Genomic DNA, 19,884 nt, shown 5'->3' with positions numbered 1-19,884 from the left:
ACATGACAGGATTAGAGATCTGGCTACTTGCAATTGGTTTAGCGATGGATTGCCTCGCTGTCTCTATTGCAAGTGGTATTATTTTAAGGCGTATCCAATGGCGACCTATGCTCATCATGGCATTTTTTTTCGGACTTTTCCAGGCTATAATGCCTTTATTGGGATGGTTAGGAGCAAGCACATTCAGTCACCTTATCGAATCGGTTGATCACTGGATTGCCTTTGCTATTCTGGCCTTTCTGGGTGGACGAATGATCAAAGAATCTTTTAAAGAAGAAGATTGCTGCCAAAGATTTAACCCTGCAAGCCTGAAAGTAGTGATGACAATGGCTGTTGCAACCAGCATTGATGCATTGGCCGTAGGAGTATCCTTTGCTTTTCTGGGTATCAAAAGCTGTTCGTCTATCCTTTACCCGGCAGGAATCATCGGATTTGTTTCTTTTTTTATGTCCCTTATAGGATTAATCTTCGGCATTCGCTTCGGATGCGGCATTGCCAGAAAACTTCGTGCTGAATTATGGGGAGGAATCATACTGATCCTTATTGGAACGAAAATATTAATCGAACACTTATTTTTTAATAATTAGCTATCAACCTCAAACAACAAAGGGCTGTGTAATCATAAACAGATTTGTTGCTTACTTACTTTTTACTTATTATGGAAAAGAAAACAAGAAAAAGCTTCATTTGGCTGGCTATCCTGCTGTTGGGAACAATTTGGATACTAGCCCAACGAAATAAACAAATACCTTATAACAGTGTCAATGGGCTTGTATTCGGCACAGTATATAATATTACCTATCAATATGACGGCAATCTGAAAGCGGAGATCGATGCCGAATTAAAAAAATTCGACGGTTCACTTTCTCCATTCAATGATACGTCTGTCATTACCCGTGTTAACCGTAATGAAGAAATCGTCACAGACACTTTCTTCCAAACCTGTTTTAACCGATCTATGGAAATCTCTGCCGAAACTCGCGGAGCTTTCGATATCACAGTAGCTCCATTAGCCAATGCCTGGGGATTCGGTTTCAAAAAAGGAGCCTTCCCCGACTCGATCATGATAGATAGTCTACTCCAAATCACAGGATACCAAAAAGTAAAACTGGAAAACGGCAAAGTGATCAAAGAAGACCCTCGGGTGATGCTAAGCTGTAGTGCTGTAGCCAAAGGATATTCCGTAGATGTAGTAGCCCGGTATTTGGATAGTAAAGGTATCAAAAACTATATGGTAGATATAGGTGGCGAACTGGTGGTAAAAGGGGTGAATCCCAAAGAGGAAGCATGGAGAATCGGTATAAACAAGCCTGTAGACGATTCCCTGTCGCTTAACCAAGAGATACAAACAACATTAAAACTGACCAATGTAGGTATAGCAACTTCCGGAAACTATCGCAACTTTTACTACAAAGATGGCAAAAAGTATGCCCACACCATCGACCCACGTACCGGATATCCGGTTCAACATAATATTCTTTCAGCAACCGTAGTTGCCGATGATTGTATGACTGCCGACGCATTAGCCACAGCTTTTATGGTGATGGGGCTGGATGAAGCGGAAGCTTTTACAAAATCACACTCCAACATAGGTGCTTATTTTATCTACAGTGATGAAAAAGGAGAATTGAAAAGCTATTTTACAAAGAACATGGAGCAATATCTTGACAAATAGCATGAATTGCTTCCCATAACGGAATCCATGCGAGCAGGTATTCAGAATGACCGGCACAGAAATTACCAAGAAAGCAAGTTGATTCTGAAGCAAGCATAACGCATTATCAATAAACACATTACCTCTTTTTAAGGCATCTTTATCTCAGCCCGGGTACACGGGCCCACGAGCCCAGGTATGCGGGCCCATCAGCCCGGGTATGCGGGCTCATCAGCCCGGGCATGCGGGCCAAGATAAGCTCCCTACCATTTTCACTAAAGATACTAAGAAAAACAAACTGCTTTAAATGGTATAAACGGATAGGATAACAGATACATCTATCTGCATATCAAACCTATACCCTGAATCAGACCTACCAAATCGAGGGTGGAAGATGGAAGATGAAGGTGGAAGATAAATGGCATAAAAACTGCATCTTCCACCGGGACAGATATCTTGTAATCAACAACATACGTCCTAAAAGGTGGAAGATGGAAGATCGGAATGCATTTTTCGTATGAGAGGGCTAAAAATGCTTTTGACACCCCATACCGGCACAAACCGCCTACCTCATAAACACGAAATATACCGCTGCTATCAAGCAGACAAAAGCTGCCACATGATTCCAATGCAGTGACTCCCCTTTAAATAATAAGGTAGAAAAAACGGTAAATATAATCAGTGTGATCACCTCTTGGATAATTTTGAGTTGCATCAATGAAAACGGTCCTCCGTTTCCGCTGAACCCCAGCCGGTTGGCAGGAACCTGACAAGAATACTCGGCCAACGCAATCACCCATGAAAACAAAACCACGCCATACAAAGGCCAATTACTGATTATTTTTGTTTCCTGTAGTTTCAAATGCCCGTACCAGGCAAATGTCATAAAAATATTGGAAACGACCAACAGCGAAATAGCATAAATACCTTTCATATTTTATTCAAAATTAAAACTCCACTTCTTTGGGTAACAATTCTTCCTGTACATTTGTCATGCTCCCCCACAGACTGTACCGAGCCTCCGGATTCATCTTTTCCAATTGTCGGAGTATCCCCTTCATATCGCTACGGCTCGATTGGGATTCATAAGGACAATTTTTCACTTGTTTGCGATATCCCCGTATTTGCGCCAACTCCAACAAATCCGCTTCATGCACCAGGCACATCGGACGAATAATGGTCATATCAAATTTGTTCATTACCAAACGTGGTGGCATTGTGCTGAATGCACCCTGATAGGTAATGTTCATTAATAAAGTTTCCAAAATATCGTCCATATGGTGTCCAAGGGCTATTTTATTGCAACCCTGCTCTTTAGCAACAGTAAACAGAGCTTTCCTCCGGTTCCATGAACAGAGAAAACAAGGTGATTTACGCGTATCGGTAGAAGGATCGAAAGAAGTCTCGTAAACAACTAAAGGAACACCATTCTTCTCAGCATGTTCACGGAGGTAATCCCAATCACTCTGGTATGGAATATTCTTCATAACCACATGTACAGCCACCACCGAAAAACGAGGTTTGAAAATATGCGAACGTTTACCCAGCAATTCGACTAATGCCAGAGAATCTTTTCCTCCTGAAAGGCCGACAAGCACTTTGTCACCCTCTTCAATCAATCCATATTGAACCATACCTTTGTTAAAACGCTTTTCGATACGCCGAATGGTTTTCTCTTCTTTCGTAAACTGTGCCATAACTTTTTTGAAAAATCGGTTGCAAAAGTAAGAGAAAAGAATGATTTAAAGAAGAATTAACATAATAGAAAGAGGAGAAAAAAGGTTTATTTCCAATTAATTTGTATTTTTGAACTTCTGAATAATAACCCAAGACCATTTATGAAGAAAAAAAATATCGTATTCTTTATATTATGCTTTCTCCTGCCAAGCCTATCGGCACAAACTTTGGAACAAGCAAGGGGCATGTATGGCAGAGGGCAATACGCTGAAGCCAAACCTGTTTTTCAAAAATATGTCAAATCGCAACCGGCAAACGGTAATTACAACCTATGGTACGGCGTGTGTTGCCTTAAAACAGGTAATGCTGCCGAGGCCCTAAAATACCTGGAGACGGCAGTAAAAAAACGCATTCCGAGCGGACAGCTATATCTGGCTCAGACTTATAATGATTTATACCGCTTTCAAGATGCAGTAGATTGCTACGAAGAATACATTGCAGACTTGTCTAAACGCAAAAAGCCGACAGAAGAAGCCGAGCAACTTTTAGAAAAGGCTAAAGGAAATCTTCGCATGCTGAAAGGGGTGGAAGACGTATGTGTTATTGACAGTTTTGTAATAGACAAAGCCAATTTCCTCAAAGCTTATAAAATCAGTGAAGAGTCCGGAAAGCTCTTCACTTACAATGACTATTTCAAGACGAAAGGCTATCATCCGGGAACGGTTTACGAAACAGAAATCGGAAACCGTATTTACTACAGCGAGCAGGGAGAAGAGAGTCTGAATATTCTTTCTAAAACCAAGATGCTGGACGAGTGGAGCCAGGGGAAACCACTTCCGGGAAGCATCAACGCCTCCGGAAATGCCAATTATCCGTATGTACTGTCGGATGGAGTGACCATTTATTATGCCTCGGATGGTGATGGCTCCATGGGAGGATATGACATTTTTGTAACCCGATATAACACAAACACTGATACCTATCTGGTACCGGAAAACGTGGGTATGCCTTTCAACTCACCTTATAACGACTACATGTATGTCATTGATGAATATAATAATTTAGGATGGTTTGCTTCTGACCGGCATCAACCTGAAGATAAAGTTTGTATCTACGTATTCGTACCCAATGATTCCAAACGAACTTACAACTACGAAGCTATGGAACCGGAGAAAATGATTGGATTAGCCCAGCTCCACTCCCTGGAGAGCACTTGGAAAGACTCTAAAATAGTGGATGACGCTCGTCAACGACTTGAAGCGGTTATCAACCATAAACCGGCTGTAGAGCAAAACTTCGATTTTGAATTTGTCATTGATGACAACTCTACTTATCACCACTTGACGGATTTCAAGTCTCCAAAAGCCAAACAACTGTACCTGAAATATGAACAGATGGAAAAAGATTACCGCCAGCAAACCGGTAAACTGAAGAACCAGCGTGAAGGGTTCGCACGGTCTAATAAAGACGAACAAAGTAAAATGGCACCGGCTATCCGCGATCTTGAGAAAAGGGTACTTCAGATGTCAGAAGAGTTGGATAAACAGGCGATTGAAGTCCGGAACGCAGAAAAACAAAATTTAAAATAACAAACTATGGATGTACTGATCATCATTGCACTGATAGCTGCCGCAGTAATACTCTTTTTAGTCGAACTGTTCGTAATCCCGGGTATCAGCCTCGCCGGTATTTCAGCTTTGGTCTGCATTATCTATGCAAACTATTATGCTTTTGCTAACCTGGGAACAGGTGCAGGGTTTATAACACTCATTATATCGGGAATTGCCTGTATCGGCTCGCTTGTCTGGTTCATGCGGTCGAAAACCCTGGATAAATTGGCATTGAAGAAAGACATAACATCCAAAATAGACCGAAGCGCTGCCGAAAAAGTAAAAGTTGGCGATACAGGTATCACGATTACCCGACTGGCTCAAATTGGCAATGCTGAAATCAATGGCAATATCATAGAGGTCAAGTCAATGGACGGATTACTGAATGAAAAAACTCCGATTGTAGTCAATCGGATCACTGATGGAATAATCTTTGTCGAAAAATTAAAATCCTAATATTCACTTAAAATCAAGCACAATTATGAATGTCGAACCTATGTATCTGACTATCTTCTTGATAGCGGGAGGTATTATCTTCCTGGTTCTTTTCTTTCATTATGTACCTTTTTTCCTATGGCTATCAGCCAAAGTATCAGGAGTTAATATCTCTTTGGTACAACTTTTTCTGATGCGTATCCGTAATGTTCCGCCATACATCATCGTACCGGGTATGATTGAAGCACATAAAGCAGGTCTGAGCAACATCACCCGTGATGAACTTGAAGCACACTATCTGGCAGGCGGACACGTAGAACGGGTAGTTCATGCATTGGTATCTGCATCGAAGGCCAATATCGAACTTCCATTCCAAATGGCTACCGCAATTGATCTTGCAGGTCGCGATGTCTTCGAAGCCGTGCAGATGTCGGTTAATCCTAAAGTTATCGACACACCACCCGTAACGGCTGTTGCGAAAGACGGTATCCAGCTGATAGCCAAAGCACGTGTGACGGTACGTGCCAATATTCGCCAATTGGTGGGTGGTGCCGGTGAAGATACAATCCTGGCACGTGTAGGTGAAGGTATCGTTTCGTCAATCGGTTCCTCAGAAAATCATAAGTCAGTACTTGAGAATCCTGATTCCATCTCAAAACTGGTGCTGCGAAAAGGACTCGATGCCGGTACTGCATTTGAAATTCTCTCTATTGATATCGCTGACATTGATATAGGTAAGAATATTGGTGCCGCCCTGCAAATAGACCAGGCAAATGCCGACAAGAATATCGCGCAGGCCAAAGCAGAAGAACGCCGCGCAATGGCTGTGGCTACCGAACAAGAAATGAAAGCCAAAGCGGAAGAGGCCCGTGCTAATGTAATTCAGGCAGAAGCGGAAGTTCCGAAGGCCATGGCTGAAGCTTTCCGCAGTGGAAATCTCGGTATTATGGATTATTATAAAATGAAAAATATTCAAGCTGATACATCAATGCGTGAAAACATAGCTAAACCTATCGGTGGAGCTACCAGTAAACCGTTGAGCGATTAGAGAAAGTATTCACCACAAACAACAGAGAGCAGTACAACCGCCGGAGAGAACAATCTCGGGAAACAAGCGGTTAATCTATGTAGTTTGTGGTGAACTCTTATTTATTAAACTAAAACCTTTCAATAGCATGAAAAAGTATTTTCCTTCCTCCGAATTAATTATCAACGAAGACGGTTCGGTGTTCCATTTGCATGTAAAGCCGGAATGGTTGGCAGACAAAGTAATATTGGTAGGTGATCCCGGACGGGTGGCACTCGTAGCTTCTCACTTCGAAAATAAAGAATGTGAAGTGGAAAGCCGCGAATTTAAAACAATTACCGGAACTTACAAAGGCAAGCGGATAACTGTCGTTTCTACCGGTATCGGTTGTGACAATATCGACATTGTGGTCAATGAACTGGATGCTTTGGCCAATATCGACTTTCAGACTCGGGAAGAAAAAGAGCATCTCCGCTCTTTAGAGTTAGTTCGCATCGGTACATGCGGAGGACTGCAACCCAACACACCGGTCGGCACATTTGTCTGTTCCGAAAAATCAATCGGTTTTGACGGACTGCTGAACTTCTATGCCGGACGCAATGCTGTTTGTGATCTTCCCTTTGAACGGGCATTTCTGAATCACATGGGCTGGTCCGGTAACATGTGTGCTCCCGCACCTTATGTTATTGATGCCAATGCAGAATTAATAGACCGTATTGCCCAAGAAGATATGGTGCGTGGTGTTACTATTGCAGCCGGTGGTTTCTTCGGACCACAAGGACGCGAACTCCGTGTTCCCTTGGCGGACCCCAAGCAGAATGATAAAATCGAAAAGTTTGAATATAAAGGTTACAAGATAACTAACTTTGAAATGGAGAGTTCCGCCCTTGCCGGCCTCAGCAAGCTGATGGGACACAAAGCCATGACCGTTTGTATGGTTATAGCTAACCGCTTGATCAAAGAAGCGAACACAGGCTATAAGAATACCATCGATACATTAATTAAAACAGTTCTCGATCGAATCTGATGAATCTATCATTTGCCGCCATTGACTTTGAAACCGCCACAGGATACATGGAAAGTGCTTGTGCGGTAGGTATCGTTACCGTCACAGACGGAGAGATTACAGACGAATATTACAGCCTGATTCAACCACCGGAGAATGAATATTGGCGTGCAAATATCCTTGTACATGGAATAACCCCGGGAATGACAGAGTCACTCCCGGGATTTCATGCCATCTATCCCGAAGTCAAAAAGCGTTTACAAGGCAACGTAGTAGTTGCGCACAATGAACAATTCGACCGCAATGTACTGAAGAATACCATGCGGATGTACGGACTGGATTATGACGAGTTATCGCTTCCGGAACGTTGGGAATGTACCTGCCGCATCTATCGTTCTTTGGGATATAAGCCGGTCAATCTAAATGCTTGCTGCGAACGGGAGGGAATTGAACTTAAGCACCATGAAGCCCTTTCCGACGCCCGGGGATGTGCAAAGCTATATCTCAATTTCCTTGAGAAATACCGTCCGCTCAGTACCCTATGGTGAAGCGCTCCTGATGATGCTCCGGCTTCTCAAGCTCATCAATCATGGCAGCCGCATAATCTTCCACAGATATATGACTGTTACCTACCATATCCACAATCATCTCATCTTTCCCCAGGCGATATCTGCCTGTACGTACTCCAGGAGCCATATCTGCCGCCGGCGAGAAGAAAACCCAGTCAACCTCTTTTTCTTTCTTCAGAAAATCAAGATAAAAATCACTCAAGGCTCTCACACCAGGCAATATCTTTTCGGGAACTTCTCCCGAATCGACCAGTCGGATGCCGGGAGCAATAAACAGTGAACCGGCACCACCCACCATCAAAAAACGATTAACTCCAGCCTTTTTTACACCATCGATAATCGTCAGATAAACCTCAATGGTTTCCTTGTATATATCGGGATTATTCCACCCCGGGTTGAAAGCACTGATCACGGCCTCAGCACCTTTACAAACCTTACAGACTTCATCCAATGAAGAAACATCAGCTCTCTTCACTTCCAGATTTTCATTCTCTATCTTGATCTTTTCAGGATGACGGACTACCGCCGTCACATGGAATCCACGGTTCAAAGCTTCATTCAGAATAGCCGAACCCACGAAGCCGCTGGCTCCGATTAGTACTACTTTCTTCATAATCCAATTTATCTTTATAGCATTATTTATTTACTACATAACATACTATATCATAAATTGTTGCATTGAAAAACCGACTATCTCTCCCTCCTATAAATAAGTTTCGATAGTTTCTTTCAGTTTCTCCAAAGGATATGGTTTTGCAATCACTTCGTTACACCCTGCTTCAAGAGCTCGCTCTCCTTCCGGACAAAATGCATATGCTGTAACTGCTATAATCGGTATCTCTTGTGAGATAGCACGAATCTTTGCTGTTGCCTGAATGCCATTCATCACCGGCATTCGGATATCCATCAAAATCAAGTCGGGCTTCTCACGTATGAAACTTTTTACAGCTTCTTCTCCATTAGGCACCCAAAGAATCGTATATTCTTTCTTCAGAAAGGCATTAATCTGCAGATAACTGGACTCCACATCTTCCGCAATCAGTATCTTCTTCTGCCGGTTGCTCAATCCCACAGTGACGGTTGCATTTCCTCTTTCACCAACCGTAACTTTTTGCTCTTGCCTATTGGGCAGATAAAGAGTGAAAGTGCTACCCTTCCCAAACTCGGATTCCACCTCGATCCGACCGCCCAACCGCTCTACAATACTCTTACAGATAGGTAATCCCAGTCCTGTTCCTTGTACAAAATCATTCAACTTCTCAAAACGGGTAAATATCAAAGGTAATTTCTCTTTGGAAATACCGCAACCGGTATCTGTTACATAAAGTTTAACCCATTCTTCCTCTTTTACAAGTCCGAAAGTAATGCTACCCTCAATTGTATTTTTAATTGCATTCGACAAGAAATTGAACAATACCTGCGTCACACGATTCCTATCTGTCGAAATCCAAATTTCCTCTGATGGACGAATCACATTCAGCTCGACTCCTTTCTTCATTTTAAGACGATGTACCTTATCCACTTCATCCACCAATCCGCTCATTTCCATCAACTGACAATGCATTTCCGACTTACCTGACTCTATTCGTGACAAATCGAGAATATCATTAATCAGTTGTAACAGTAGATTACTATTCTGCTGAATGATCCCTAAATACTCTTCTTTCTCCTTTTCATCCTCAGTCAAAGCTATAATTTCCGAAAAGCCTACAATAGCATTTAAAGGAGTACGTATCTCATGGCTCATATTAGCCAAGAACAGCGATTTCATCCGATCCGCCTCTTCTGCCCGTCGTTTAGCATCGAGCAATTCTTGCGAACGTCGTATCCGATCACCAATATCATGAATCAGAGCTAATACTTTATTCCCCTCAAACGGAGCAATGCGTGCCTGAAAAAAATGTCTGCCGGCTTCGACATCCACAGGATACTCTATTTCTTTTAACTTCCCACTTTTTAGGCATTCATGAATACTGCTAATAAACAAGTCACTGACCTCAGAAGAATAAATAGATCGCCCATCTGCTCCTTTCAACACTTCCACCGGATGCAACAACTCTGTATCGGGTGCCATCAATACATCCGTAATAAAAAAATTGTCATCAAAAATAAATATGAACTCCGGTAGTGCTTCAATAATTTTCCGGTTTCGTTCCTCAAGCTGCCTGATCTGGGCTTCTTTTTCACAACGTGAAGTGATATTGGCAGTATATGCTATAATTTTATCAGAGCCATTCTCCTTATTCTTCTTATAAGCAATAAAATTATCTTCAAGCCAAATTGTTTCTCCTTGCCTCCCTACACAACGTACCACAATTTGGGAGATTTTTGTTTCCGACTCAAGCATCCGCGCAAAAGTCGTTTGATAAGAGATAACATCCTCCGGATGGGCAAACCTATAAAAGTCATTAATATCTCTGAATATGATTCCGGCCTCCTTCAGCCCTAAAATACGGAAATATTCATCTGTGAAATTGCACTTTCCTGTAGGAATGTCATATTCCCAAAATGCAATCTGATGTCCTGCCAGGACAGAAGTGATTTTCTGATAATTATCTTTCAAATTCTCAAGGTCTCCGGTATCCGGGAATGAATCCAGTGTGTGTTCCATAGCTATAAAGTTTGTCTTGCTGTATGCGAACAAAGATAAAATAATAAAGTATAACTTCTATCTGTTTGCTCTGTTTTTTACCAAGAAAGCTCTATCTTTGCTTCTCAAAATGAATTAGATAATGAATCAAGACACAATTTGCGCCATAGCAACCGCTCAAGGAGGAGCCATCGGAAGCATTCGTGTTTCCGGACCTGAAGCTATTACCATCACCAGCCGTATTTTTACTCCGGCTAAACCCGGAAAGCTACTGAGTGAACAAAAGCCTTATACGCTTACTTTCGGCCGAATTTATAACAGAGAAGAAATGATAGATGAAGTTCTTGTCAGTCTCTTCCGGGCTCCACACTCTTATACAGGGGAAGACAGTACTGAAATTACCTGTCACGGATCATCTTATATTTTACAACAAGTGATGCAACTACTGATTAAGAACGGGTGTCGCATGGCACAACCGGGAGAATATACTCAACGAGCGTTTCTTAATGGTAAAATGGATTTAAGTCAGGCTGAAGCCGTTGCCGACCTGATTGCATCTTCCTCTGCTGCTACCCACCGTCTTGCCTTGAGCCAAATGCGCGGTGGCTTTAGCAAAGAATTGACAGCTCTACGTGAGAAACTGCTGAACTTCACCTCAATGATTGAACTGGAACTGGACTTCAGTGAAGAAGATGTAGAGTTTGCGGACCGTTCCGCCCTACGCCGACTGGCTGACGAGATAGAAGAAGTCATTGCACGTCTGGCCAATTCGTTCAGTGTAGGGAATGTCATAAAAAATGGTGTACCGGTAGCTATTATCGGAGAAACCAATGCAGGAAAATCAACTCTACTGAATGTCCTGCTGAATGAAGACAAGGCTATTGTAAGCGATATTCACGGCACTACACGGGATGTCATCGAGGATACTGTGAATATAGGTGGCATCACTTTCCGTTTTATCGATACAGCCGGCATCCGGGAGACCAGTGATACGATCGAAAGTCTGGGTATCGAACGGACTTTTCAAAAACTCGATCAGGCAGAGATTGTACTTTGGATGATTGATTCGGCTGACGCAATTTCACAGTTGACACTGCTCTCCGATAAGATTCTTCCTCGTTGTGAACACAAACAATTGATTTTAGTCTTTAATAAGGTAGAACTGATAAATGAAACTCAGAAAAACGAACTTGCCTCACAATTTCCTAAGCATATAGGTTCGGAAATAGAATCTATTTTTATTTCTGCGAAACAACGTTTGCACACGGATGAACTCCAACAGAAACTCGTAGCAGCCGCTCATTTACCAACAGTCACCCAGAATGATGTCATTGTAACAAACGTCCGCCATTACGAAGCACTAACACGTGCGCTGGATGCAATTCACCGGGTACAAGAAGGATTGGACGCAAATATCTCCGGAGATTTTCTTTCACAAGACATACGCGAATGTATTTTCCATTTATCCGATATAGCAGGGGAAGTGACAAATGATATGGTGCTGCAAAATATATTTGCGCATTTCTGCATCGGAAAATAATTGATGATTACCAACGATTAGCATAAATTACTATTGATTGATAAGGCGTTCATTATGAGCGCCTTTCTTTTTGCTCGTATGAACGATGGTTATCGTTGATACTCGTTTTTCAGCTCATTTTTGTACCGTATTTGGGTCTCGGTGGTTTGCATAGTAAAAACCATCGGCAAGGTTGTGGTCACTGTGGTACGCACTGGTACGTGTTGGTACGCAATGAAACAGTTTTGGCGAAATAACAAGAGAAAAAAATGAGCAGTAAAATCGAAATTCAGAAAAAATGTGATTGTTGTGGGACAATTTTCACTGCACGTAAGACAACTACGGCATATTGTTCTCACAAGTGTGCAAACCGTGCCTACAAAGACAGAATCAGAAAACAGCGTGTCGAAAGTCTACAAATTGAGTTTAACAAGAAAACTCAAAAGAATCCTGATTTAGAAAAAGAGTATTTAACACCTACCGAAGTATCAAAACTACTCGGTATTGGTAGAACATCTACTTATAGATATATCAGAACCGGACAAATAAAAGTTGTTCGATTTAATGGTAAGACCTTGGTAAGACGCATCGACATCGAACAAATGTTTGACTTCTTACAAGTACAAGATATAGAAAGCAAGCCAAAAGAAAAAGCCCCTATTACCGAGTTCTACACCACTGCGGAAGTAAAAGAGAAATATAATGTGGTTGAATCGTGGATATTTGTGGTTGCCAAGAAGCATAATATTCCACGAACCTTTAATCGGGGTAAAACTTACTGGAGTAAAAAGCATATAGATAATTATTTTGGCAAGAAGGCTGCTGATCCGGGAATTACTGAGTGGTACAGCGTGCAGGAGATTCAGGATAAATTCGGTATGAGTTTGGCTGCCATCTATACGCTTGCTTCAAAGAATGCGATTCCTAAAAAGAAAGAGGGGGTGATGGTGAGTTACTCTAAAAAGCACTTTGATATTGCCAAAGGAATAGCTCAGCCAGATGAACCGCAATATTATACGGTAGCTGAAGCAATGGCTAAGTTCAACCTTACACGTGATCAACTTTACCATTATGCCAAGTATCACAATATCCCACGGGTAAAAGTGGGCAAATACGTCAAGATATCACGACCCGAACTCGATAAGCTTTTTGAAGCTCCAAAAATAGAATAAGTTATTTCGGGGTGATGGTGGTCACCACTATATCACTGATTTCCTTTGCGATCAAATTTATATGTATAACTTTTAAATAACAATTGTATGACACACACATGTACCAAAGTTACAGTACGCCAAAGAGCGATCCGTAACGACAAGATTTCACTTTATCTGGATTATTATCCGGCAGTTCGTAACCCCGAAACCATGCAAATGAGCCGTAGGGAATATCTCGGTATTTATATCTACGCTCATCCGAAAAATGAAATGGAGCGTGAGTTCAACAACGATATGTTGAACAAGGCAGAAGCTATTCGCTGTATCCGGGTACAGTCACTAATCAATGAAGAGTTCGGCTTCTTAGATAAACACAAGATGAAAGCTGACTTTCTTGCGTACTTTGCCAAAATGATGCGTAACAAAGATCAGAAATGGAAAGTGGTTTATGCTCACTTTTCTAACTTCGTGCAGGGCAAATGCACGTTTGGTGAAGTGAATGTTGATCTATGCAAGCGATTCAGAACTTATCTGCTGAATGCCAAGCAGCTAAAGCATACGCAACACAAAGTATCTCTGAACTCCGCAGCAGGCTACTACTCCACGTTTAGAGGTTTGCTAAAAATCGCGTATCGTGATAAGTTGCTTCGTGAAAATATCAACGACTTTCTGGATAAGATAGAATATCAGGACGTTAAGAAAGAGTATCTAACATTGGACGAGGTGAAACAGTTAGCAGCCACACCATGCGACATTCCTGTTCTCAAAGCAGCCTCTCTCTTCTCTTGTCTGACAGGACTTCGTATCAGTGATATCATGAACCTGCAATGGTCGGACTTTGGCATTGCCCCTGACCACGGCTATTGCATTCGTATCCGTACCCAAAAGACCAAAACCGAAGCCACACTACCTATCAGCCAAGAGGCTTTTGAACTCTGTGGAGAGGCTGGAACGGGGAAAGTATTTAAGGAACTTAGCCGAAGCATGATAAATTACCCGCTTAAAAACTGGCTAAAGCAAGCTAAGATACATAAACATATCACTTTCCATTGTTTTAGACACAGCTTTGCAACTATTCAAATTGCTGCCGGAACAGATATTTACACCGTCAGCAAGATGCTGACTCATCGGAATGTATCGACTACGCAAATATATGCGGAACTGGTGAGCGAAAAGAAACGGGAGTCGGCAAATAAGATATCATTGAAATAGATTCATAATGTTTGCAATCATGAACAATATTCATTATATTTGCGCATTATCAGATACATTATCATCATGAAAAGAGCTTTATTACCCAGTCAACAGCGAACGCTGACAACCTTAGGAGAAAATATCAAATATGCACGCCTCCGCCGTGACCTCTCTTCTGAACAGGTTGCAGAGCGTGCCGGAATATCACGAAACACTCTTATCAAGATAGAAAAAGGAGACGAGGGTGTCGCTATCGGGTATTATTTTCGTGTGTTAGCAGTCCTCGGATTAGACAAGGATATTTTATTAGTCGCAAAAGATGATGAACTTGGTCGTAGATTGCAGGACGCTAAATTAACCGTAAAAGAACGAGCTTCAAAAAAATAGAAAATGGCACAGAGCAAAGATATATATGTATATATGGATTGGCAAGAAAGCGATTCTCCAATTCAAATGGGCGTATTGCATAGTGAAGTTTTACGCGGCAAAGAGGTGTTTTCTTTTGAGAATAGCACCGACTGGCTAACCTACAAACAATTCAGAGCCTTGGATCCTGACTTAGCTCAATTCTCAGGGAAACAATACTTGCCTGCTGACAAAAGTAATTTTGGAATGTTTCTCGATTCATCCCCGGATCGTTGGGGACGTATGTTGATGCGCAGACGGGAAGCGATAAATGCCCGCTTAGAAAACAGACCGAGTAGAACACTCACCGAAGCTGATTATCTATTAGGTGTTTACGATGGAAACCGAATGGGAGCTTTACGATTTAAACTATCGCCCGATGATGAATTTATGGACAATGATAAAGCGATGGCAACGCCACCGTGGACATCTATTCGTGACCTTGAATATGCAAGTCTTCAACTTGAAAAAGAAAATTTGAAAAACGATGCAGAATATGCAAAGTGGCTCAATATGCTCATAGCACCCGGCTCCTCATTAGGAGGAGCTCGACCAAAAGCTAACATTCTGGATAATGACGGAGCACTTTGGATTGCAAAATTCCCAAGCGGACACGACACCAAGGATATGGGAGCATGGGAAGCTGCTACCGCAGAGATGGCAAAAAAGTGTGGTATCGAGATGGCTGAATGCCGGGCACAAAAGTTCAGCAACAGACAGCATACTTTTCTCACAAAACGATTTGATAGGATAAATGGAAAACGAATTCACTTCGCTTCTGCTATGACATTGTTGGGTTATACGGATGGTGCAGACTCGGCAGAAGGCATCAGCTATTTAGAACTTGCAGAGTGGATTGCCCGAAACTGCGACAACGTGTCGCAGAATCTCGAACAATTATGGCGACGCATCGTTTTCAATATCGCTGTGTCGAACTGTGACGACCATCTTCGCAATCATGGTTTCTTACTTACGCCTAAAGGTTGGACACTCTCACCTGCGTATGACATCAACCCAGATGAGCATGGCATGGGATTAAAACTGAATATTTCAGAAGATGATAATTCTCTTGACTTCGAATTAGCATTGAGTGTTGCTGGCTATTTCGGATTAGATAATGCAACCTCGAATGAAATAATAAATCAGACAAAGAAAGTAGTATCAAATTGGCAACAACTTGCCACCCAATATGGAATTTCACGCTCTGAACAGGAAGATAATGCTGGAGCTTTTCGGTATTGAATAGTCTATAAATCCACAGTAGCAACTTTTGCTATTGTGGATTTTCCTCTTGTTAGGGTAGACAAATAATACCATTTCAACGACACAAGCTGCCACTTTATCCAGAAATTTCAAATCAATAAGTTATTAGTATATATTTGCGCACAAATGATAACTATTGATTAATATGACAGCTAAAAAGTACGACTACATTATTATATATTCATTCCTTTGCGCATCAATATTAAGTATTGCTGTGTTGGCTCGCCTATTTGTTATAACAGAACTGAAAATGGATAACTTTTCAGGAATTATGGCTTTTATTGTTGTATGTCTTTTATTAACGGCTTCCTATCTCAGTTTTCAATCAATTATTAACGACTGGCTATTACCAAAGGTAGAGTGCATTTTCAGAAAGAAGTATCCACAAGTAGAACCAACGTTGGATTTGATTTCCATTACACCACCTGCCATACAAGAAAACATAAACGTACCCAACTATGAGGAATACAGATTAACCGCACAGCAAAAGATTCAGCAGGAACAAAGTCTACTTTTAGAAAACGTACTAATCTATACAAGTCAAGAGCTCTCCTTGTATATGGATGAAAGCGAGATACAAAAACTTTGTGAACATATTCGATTCTATCAATATGCCACTGAACAAGAGTGTGATAAAATTCAATCATCAGTTACTGTCAATTCAAAACTACGTCCAATCGACCTTATGCACTTCGGTTGGAACATCGGTAATCAGTTCAAAAAGTCAGGTATAGAAACAGCAACATTTATTAAACGAGTATTTGCCCAAAGCCTGCAAGATAGTGAAATTTCTACCTTGAAACGAAAACTCAGAGTAGAAGGAACCTGTATCATCAAAATCAAAGAGAAGTTATAAGCTCAATATTCTATGAATACTTCAGTAATCCTGCTCACGACCTCTATTTCACACCGTAACCAACTGATATAAAGCAACAATTATCTTTAAACAGTTACTTCGCAGTTATACTCCGGTGGCTAATTTCACCATAACATCACCAGTTTTCTTTGCACACGAACAATTAAAAACAAAATGTTTATGTGCAAACAAGAAATCACTTTTGATAAGCTACCGCAAGCGATAACTTATCTGACCGAACAAGTCGCAGAGTTAAAACAATTAGTATCAGAGCTCCAACTGCCACAACCTGAAAAACATCAGTTAGTAGGAATTGATGATGCTTGCCGTATTATCCAAAAAGCAAAACCCACCATCTATGCTCTTGTGCGAAAGGGGTGGAAAATCCACTCAAACTATCCCCCTTAATTCACAGCAATTTGACCCCTGTTAAATTTTTCCATTCTTCCATCCTAATCATTCTTGTTTTCTTCTTATTCTTCTTGTCAGTTATACCAGGTTATACATTAAATTTCGTTTATAAATATAATGATTCTTTTTTACTTTTGCATTTCCGTAGCGACTCTCCGAAGAGTTCTATGCGTATAGCCTGGTGTACAATTCTGTCCAGGACGGCATCGGCAATCGTCTTTTCTCCGATAACATCATACCAATCCCTTACCGGAACCTGTGATGTTATGACGGTAGATTTTTTACCATGCCTGTCCTCTATGATGTCCATCAGGTTCATCCGTCCCTGGGAATCGAAGGGTTGTATGCCAAAATCATCCAATATGAGCATGTCCAACCTCTCGATTTTCTTAAGTTCTTGCAGGATCGTACCTTTCGCCTTGGCGACCTTAAGTATCCCCATAAGTCTGGATGTGTTGGCATATAAAACTTTATATCCTTTTTGGCAAGCCTGGAAGCCAAAAGCGGTTGCCAGATAACTCTTTCCTGTTCCGGCACTTCCGGTAATGAACAGGTCTTTGCGTTCTTTGACAAAAGTCAGGTCAGCCAAACGCCCGGTAAGATTCTTGTCCAGCCCTCTTTCCACCGAGAAGTCTATTTCTTCAATGGTGGCCTTGTATCTGAATGAGGCCTGCCGGATAGCCCTCTCCACCGCACGGTTTCTGCGGTCATCCCATTCACTCGAGATCAGCCACGAGACGAACTGGTCAGTGGTCATGCTCTCCGTCCGATGTGTCTCCAAACTTGTTTTAAAGGCATAATACATGCCTTTGAGGTTCATGCCGAACATCTTTTCCAATGTGTCTTGATTCATTTCCATATTGCGTCTGATTAGTTTATTGATAATATTCTTTTCCTCTGATATTCCCGTGGGAAGGCATTTCCTTTTCTTGCCCGGCACTGTCTTCCAGCGGAAACTCATCTTGCCGGTTGTTAAGTATGCGTTCGATGATGGGATAATTGTACAGCCCGTAGCTTGTGGCCCAACGGCAGGCATTGGTCAGTCGGGTATTGCCGACCCTGCGTGCGAAGCTAAGAATGCCCTGGCATGATTTATAGGCTTGCTCCGGATGCTTTTTCTCTTCCATCACCTGACGGATATATGCCTCCACATCCGGATGGATAGCCGCCGCCTCACGTATAAATTTGTCCGGATTCCATTCCGTGATATAGCGATGATGTGAGGCCAGGTGCTCTTCCATGGTCGTGTACCGGCAACGGGCTCTATTACGGATATGGGAAGCGATCAGCTCGTAACCGCAATAGATGCATACCTCGCGTGAGCTATACAGCAAGATGACCTTCTTGCCTATATAACGGCAAGGCACGCTGTAGTAATGGGCGTCTTCTCCCAGGCGGACATGGCCGTTTTTCATGACGGTAGCCCTATAACGCTGTTTTAGCTCAAAGCGGATAGGGTTGTTTGCGCAAGGAATCCCGTTCTACCTCCTCGAACTGTTCCCGCCGGCTGCATTTACGACCTGTCAGGGGAGCGTTGTTGTGGAGTTCCAGTGCAACACGGATAGCCGCGTTCAGTGAATCCAGGTCATAAAACTCACGTTCCTGTATCTTGGGATAGATACTGCGGTAGATTAGCTTGACCGCGCCTTCGACCAGTGCCTTGTCACGTGGCTTGTAAGCCCTGGCGGGGATTACGGTGCAACCGTAATGTTCGGCGAAGGCTGCAAAATCCTCATTCAGGATCGCCTCGTATTTACTGCTCTTGGTAACAGCGGACTTGAGGTTATCCGGGATGATGGCAGATGGAACTCCCTGGTAGTATAACAAAGCGTTTTCCGAAGCACGGATCAAATCCTCCTTTTTCTGGCTCATGACCGCTTCCACATAGGTTAACTGGCTGCAGGGCAGAATCGAGACAAAAACCTCGACAGGGATGATTTCTCCCGTATCAAGATCGATGATGGAGAGTTTGTCCCCGGCAAAGTCTATGAACACTTTATCACCGGCTTTATGCTCAAGATGCATGATAGGACGGCTGCAAGCTATATGCTGCTGAATCAGAATATAGAAGCGGGTGCGTCCATAACCATCCGGATGGGAAGAGAGATACTCGCGGTGTAGAGCCTCACGCGTAACCCCTTTCTTCTGAAGCCGCTTGCAATACTCAGGCAGCAACGACTTTAGTTCTTCCATCCGCTCACTTTCGGTCTTCACTTTGGTCTTTTCGTGGAATAACTCAGAGAGTTCCTGATCTGAAAGGGACAGTATCCCTTCATAATCCAAACCACTGCGTTGAAATACCTGTAAGTATTTCTTTACCGTGTTGCGGGAGACGGTTAACATACTGCTGATACTTTTAGTCCCATGACCCTGGGAGTAACAACGTAACACTTGACGAATCTTTTCCATTCCTAATTGTTTATTGGGCATAACTGACTTTTATTTGTTTTTAACAAACAAAATAGAATTATAGGCCGGATAAACAAGAATGATGCGCAATTTCTAGGGATCACT

At 42.2% G+C, this 19,884-nt stretch carries 20 protein-coding genes and 1 pseudogene; 14 read left to right on the top strand and 7 right to left on the bottom strand.

The window, feature by feature from the left end:
- The first annotated feature begins 2 nt into the window (after window positions 1–2).
- Both FDF36_RS08695 and FDF36_RS08690 read left to right on the top strand, forming a co-directional pair.
- Window positions 3–587, top strand: a complete 585-nt coding sequence (locus tag FDF36_RS08695; protein ID WP_008768073.1) for a manganese efflux pump MntP — start codon at window positions 3–5, stop codon at window positions 585–587.
- A gap of 71 nt (window positions 588–658) precedes the next feature.
- On the top strand, window positions 659–1,675 hold the full coding sequence (locus tag FDF36_RS08690; protein ID WP_220391064.1) for an FAD:protein FMN transferase: 1,017 nt from the start codon (window positions 659–661) through the stop codon (window positions 1,673–1,675).
- A gap of 544 nt (window positions 1,676–2,219) precedes the next feature.
- Here FDF36_RS08690 and FDF36_RS08685 read toward each other — a convergent pair.
- On the bottom strand, window positions 2,220–2,588 hold the full coding sequence (locus tag FDF36_RS08685; RefSeq protein ID WP_005785723.1) for a DMT family protein: 369 nt from the start codon (window positions 2,586–2,588) through the stop codon (window positions 2,220–2,222).
- A 13-nt stretch (window positions 2,589–2,601) separates the two neighbouring features.
- Complete coding sequence (locus tag FDF36_RS08680) at window positions 2,602–3,351, bottom strand: PP-loop family protein (RefSeq protein ID WP_220391063.1); 750 nt, start codon at window positions 3,349–3,351, stop codon at window positions 2,602–2,604.
- 141 nt (window positions 3,352–3,492) lie between these two features.
- On the opposite strand from FDF36_RS08680, the gene FDF36_RS08675 reads away from it, so the two are divergent.
- From FDF36_RS08675 to FDF36_RS08655, 5 genes are all read left to right on the top strand, one after another.
- Entirely contained in the window at window positions 3,493–4,920 is a 1,428-nt protein-coding gene (locus FDF36_RS08675) for a tetratricopeptide repeat protein (protein ID WP_220391062.1), read from the top strand.
- A gap of 6 nt (window positions 4,921–4,926) precedes the next feature.
- Window positions 4,927–5,397, top strand: a complete 471-nt coding sequence (locus FDF36_RS08670; RefSeq protein ID WP_005785717.1) for an NfeD family protein — start codon at window positions 4,927–4,929, stop codon at window positions 5,395–5,397.
- Window positions 5,398–5,422: 25 nt separating this feature from the next.
- A complete protein-coding gene (gene floA, locus FDF36_RS08665) occupies window positions 5,423–6,424 on the top strand; it encodes a flotillin-like protein FloA (protein ID WP_005785715.1) in 1,002 nt (333 codons plus the stop codon).
- A gap of 127 nt (window positions 6,425–6,551) precedes the next feature.
- Complete coding sequence (locus FDF36_RS08660) at window positions 6,552–7,430, top strand: nucleoside phosphorylase (protein WP_220391061.1); 879 nt, start codon at window positions 6,552–6,554, stop codon at window positions 7,428–7,430.
- A complete protein-coding gene (locus FDF36_RS08655; RefSeq protein WP_220391060.1) occupies window positions 7,430–7,957 on the top strand; it encodes a 3'-5' exonuclease in 528 nt (175 codons plus the stop codon). The genes FDF36_RS08660 and FDF36_RS08655 overlap by 1 nt, the downstream gene beginning before the upstream one ends.
- On the opposite strand, the gene FDF36_RS08650 is transcribed toward FDF36_RS08655, so the two are convergent.
- Entirely contained in the window at window positions 7,941–8,591 is a 651-nt protein-coding gene (locus FDF36_RS08650) for an NAD(P)-dependent oxidoreductase (protein ID WP_135186877.1), read from the bottom strand. The two genes, FDF36_RS08655 and FDF36_RS08650, sit on opposite strands and share 17 nt — an antisense overlap.
- 90 nt (window positions 8,592–8,681) lie before the next feature.
- Window positions 8,682–10,589 carry a PAS domain-containing hybrid sensor histidine kinase/response regulator gene (locus FDF36_RS08645; protein WP_220391059.1) on the bottom strand — a complete coding sequence of 636 codons (1,908 nt, stop codon included), beginning with the start codon at window positions 10,587–10,589 and terminating at the stop codon, window positions 8,682–8,684.
- A gap of 121 nt (window positions 10,590–10,710) precedes the next feature.
- On the opposite strand from FDF36_RS08645, the gene mnmE reads away from it, so the two are divergent.
- The 7 genes and pseudogenes from mnmE to FDF36_RS08610 all read left to right on the top strand — a co-directional run.
- Entirely contained in the window at window positions 10,711–12,108 is a 1,398-nt protein-coding gene (gene mnmE / locus FDF36_RS08640; protein ID WP_220391058.1) for a tRNA uridine-5-carboxymethylaminomethyl(34) synthesis GTPase MnmE, read from the top strand.
- 248 nt (window positions 12,109–12,356) lie between these two features.
- Window positions 12,357–13,259 carry a helix-turn-helix domain-containing protein gene (locus FDF36_RS08635; protein WP_220391057.1) on the top strand — a complete coding sequence of 301 codons (903 nt, stop codon included), beginning with the start codon at window positions 12,357–12,359 and terminating at the stop codon, window positions 13,257–13,259.
- Between the two features lie 87 nt (window positions 13,260–13,346).
- The gene (locus FDF36_RS08630; RefSeq protein WP_220391056.1) at window positions 13,347–14,453 is read left to right on the top strand and encodes a site-specific integrase; all 1,107 of its coding nucleotides are present in this window, start codon (window positions 13,347–13,349) and stop codon (window positions 14,451–14,453) included.
- A 66-nt stretch (window positions 14,454–14,519) separates the two neighbouring features.
- A complete protein-coding gene (locus FDF36_RS08625) occupies window positions 14,520–14,822 on the top strand; it encodes a helix-turn-helix domain-containing protein (RefSeq protein ID WP_220391055.1) in 303 nt (100 codons plus the stop codon).
- A gap of 3 nt (window positions 14,823–14,825) precedes the next feature.
- On the top strand, window positions 14,826–16,082 hold the full coding sequence (locus FDF36_RS08620) for a type II toxin-antitoxin system HipA family toxin (protein ID WP_220391054.1): 1,257 nt from the start codon (window positions 14,826–14,828) through the stop codon (window positions 16,080–16,082).
- 166 nt (window positions 16,083–16,248) lie between these two features.
- Window positions 16,249–16,959 (top strand): hypothetical protein, encoded by a 711-nt coding sequence (locus tag FDF36_RS08615; protein ID WP_220391053.1) that lies wholly within the window; start codon window positions 16,249–16,251, stop codon window positions 16,957–16,959.
- A gap of 180 nt (window positions 16,960–17,139) precedes the next feature.
- Window positions 17,140–17,337, top strand: a pseudogene (locus FDF36_RS08610) (helix-turn-helix domain-containing protein); the annotation flags it as partial.
- Window positions 17,338–17,476: 139 nt separating this feature from the next.
- Here the strand turns inward: FDF36_RS08610 and istB are convergent.
- From istB to istA, 3 genes are read right to left on the bottom strand one after another with little or no spacing between them, the layout of a single operon-like run.
- A complete protein-coding gene (gene istB, locus FDF36_RS08605; RefSeq protein ID WP_009859890.1) occupies window positions 17,477–18,229 on the bottom strand; it encodes an IS21-like element helper ATPase IstB in 753 nt (250 codons plus the stop codon).
- Between the two features lie 16 nt (window positions 18,230–18,245).
- Window positions 18,246–18,785, bottom strand: coding sequence for a Mu transposase domain-containing protein (locus FDF36_RS21210; RefSeq protein WP_259281399.1), 540 nt, complete (start codon window positions 18,783–18,785; stop codon window positions 18,246–18,248).
- A gap of 28 nt (window positions 18,786–18,813) precedes the next feature.
- Window positions 18,814–19,800, bottom strand: coding sequence for an IS21 family transposase (istA, locus tag FDF36_RS21205; RefSeq protein ID WP_259281398.1), 987 nt, complete (start codon window positions 19,798–19,800; stop codon window positions 18,814–18,816).
- Between the last annotated feature and the right edge of the window lie 84 nt (window positions 19,801–19,884).

Source organism: Bacteroides fragilis, from assembly GCF_019583405.1.
Classification (GTDB): domain Bacteria; phylum Bacteroidota; class Bacteroidia; order Bacteroidales; family Bacteroidaceae; genus Bacteroides; species Bacteroides fragilis_B.
Note: the sequence above shows the minus strand (reverse complement) of the source record. Positions and strands in the feature narration are given on the sequence as shown.

What these genes read in the sequence shown, in the direction of transcription:
- FDF36_RS08695 (WP_008768073.1), top strand. Translation starts at nt 3, where the DNA reads ATGACAGGATTAGAGATCTGGCTACTTGCAATTGGTTTAGCGATGGAT.
- FDF36_RS08690 (WP_220391064.1), top strand. Translation starts at nt 659, where the DNA reads ATGGAAAAGAAAACAAGAAAAAGCTTCATTTGGCTGGCTATCCTGCTG.
- FDF36_RS08685 (WP_005785723.1), bottom strand. Translation starts at nt 2,588, where the DNA reads ATGAAAGGTATTTATGCTATTTCGCTGTTGGTCGTTTCCAATATTTTT.
- FDF36_RS08680 (WP_220391063.1), bottom strand. Translation starts at nt 3,351, where the DNA reads ATGGCACAGTTTACGAAAGAAGAGAAAACCATTCGGCGTATCGAAAAG.
- FDF36_RS08675 (WP_220391062.1), top strand. Translation starts at nt 3,493, where the DNA reads ATGAAGAAAAAAAATATCGTATTCTTTATATTATGCTTTCTCCTGCCA.
- FDF36_RS08670 (WP_005785717.1), top strand. Translation starts at nt 4,927, where the DNA reads ATGGATGTACTGATCATCATTGCACTGATAGCTGCCGCAGTAATACTC.
- floA (WP_005785715.1), top strand. Translation starts at nt 5,423, where the DNA reads ATGAATGTCGAACCTATGTATCTGACTATCTTCTTGATAGCGGGAGGT.
- FDF36_RS08660 (WP_220391061.1), top strand. Translation starts at nt 6,552, where the DNA reads ATGAAAAAGTATTTTCCTTCCTCCGAATTAATTATCAACGAAGACGGT.
- FDF36_RS08655 (WP_220391060.1), top strand. Translation starts at nt 7,430, where the DNA reads ATGAATCTATCATTTGCCGCCATTGACTTTGAAACCGCCACAGGATAC.
- FDF36_RS08650 (WP_135186877.1), bottom strand. Translation starts at nt 8,591, where the DNA reads ATGAAGAAAGTAGTACTAATCGGAGCCAGCGGCTTCGTGGGTTCGGCT.
- FDF36_RS08645 (WP_220391059.1), bottom strand. Translation starts at nt 10,589, where the DNA reads ATGGAACACACACTGGATTCATTCCCGGATACCGGAGACCTTGAGAAT.
- mnmE (WP_220391058.1), top strand. Translation starts at nt 10,711, where the DNA reads ATGAATCAAGACACAATTTGCGCCATAGCAACCGCTCAAGGAGGAGCC.
- FDF36_RS08635 (WP_220391057.1), top strand. Translation starts at nt 12,357, where the DNA reads ATGAGCAGTAAAATCGAAATTCAGAAAAAATGTGATTGTTGTGGGACA.
- FDF36_RS08630 (WP_220391056.1), top strand. Translation starts at nt 13,347, where the DNA reads ATGACACACACATGTACCAAAGTTACAGTACGCCAAAGAGCGATCCGT.
- FDF36_RS08625 (WP_220391055.1), top strand. Translation starts at nt 14,520, where the DNA reads ATGAAAAGAGCTTTATTACCCAGTCAACAGCGAACGCTGACAACCTTA.
- FDF36_RS08620 (WP_220391054.1), top strand. Translation starts at nt 14,826, where the DNA reads ATGGCACAGAGCAAAGATATATATGTATATATGGATTGGCAAGAAAGC.
- FDF36_RS08615 (WP_220391053.1), top strand. Translation starts at nt 16,249, where the DNA reads ATGACAGCTAAAAAGTACGACTACATTATTATATATTCATTCCTTTGC.
- istB (WP_009859890.1), bottom strand. Translation starts at nt 18,229, where the DNA reads ATGGAAATGAATCAAGACACATTGGAAAAGATGTTCGGCATGAACCTC.
- FDF36_RS21210 (WP_259281399.1), bottom strand. Translation starts at nt 18,785, where the DNA reads ATGAAAAACGGCCATGTCCGCCTGGGAGAAGACGCCCATTACTACAGC.
- istA (WP_259281398.1), bottom strand. Translation starts at nt 19,800, where the DNA reads ATGCCCAATAAACAATTAGGAATGGAAAAGATTCGTCAAGTGTTACGT.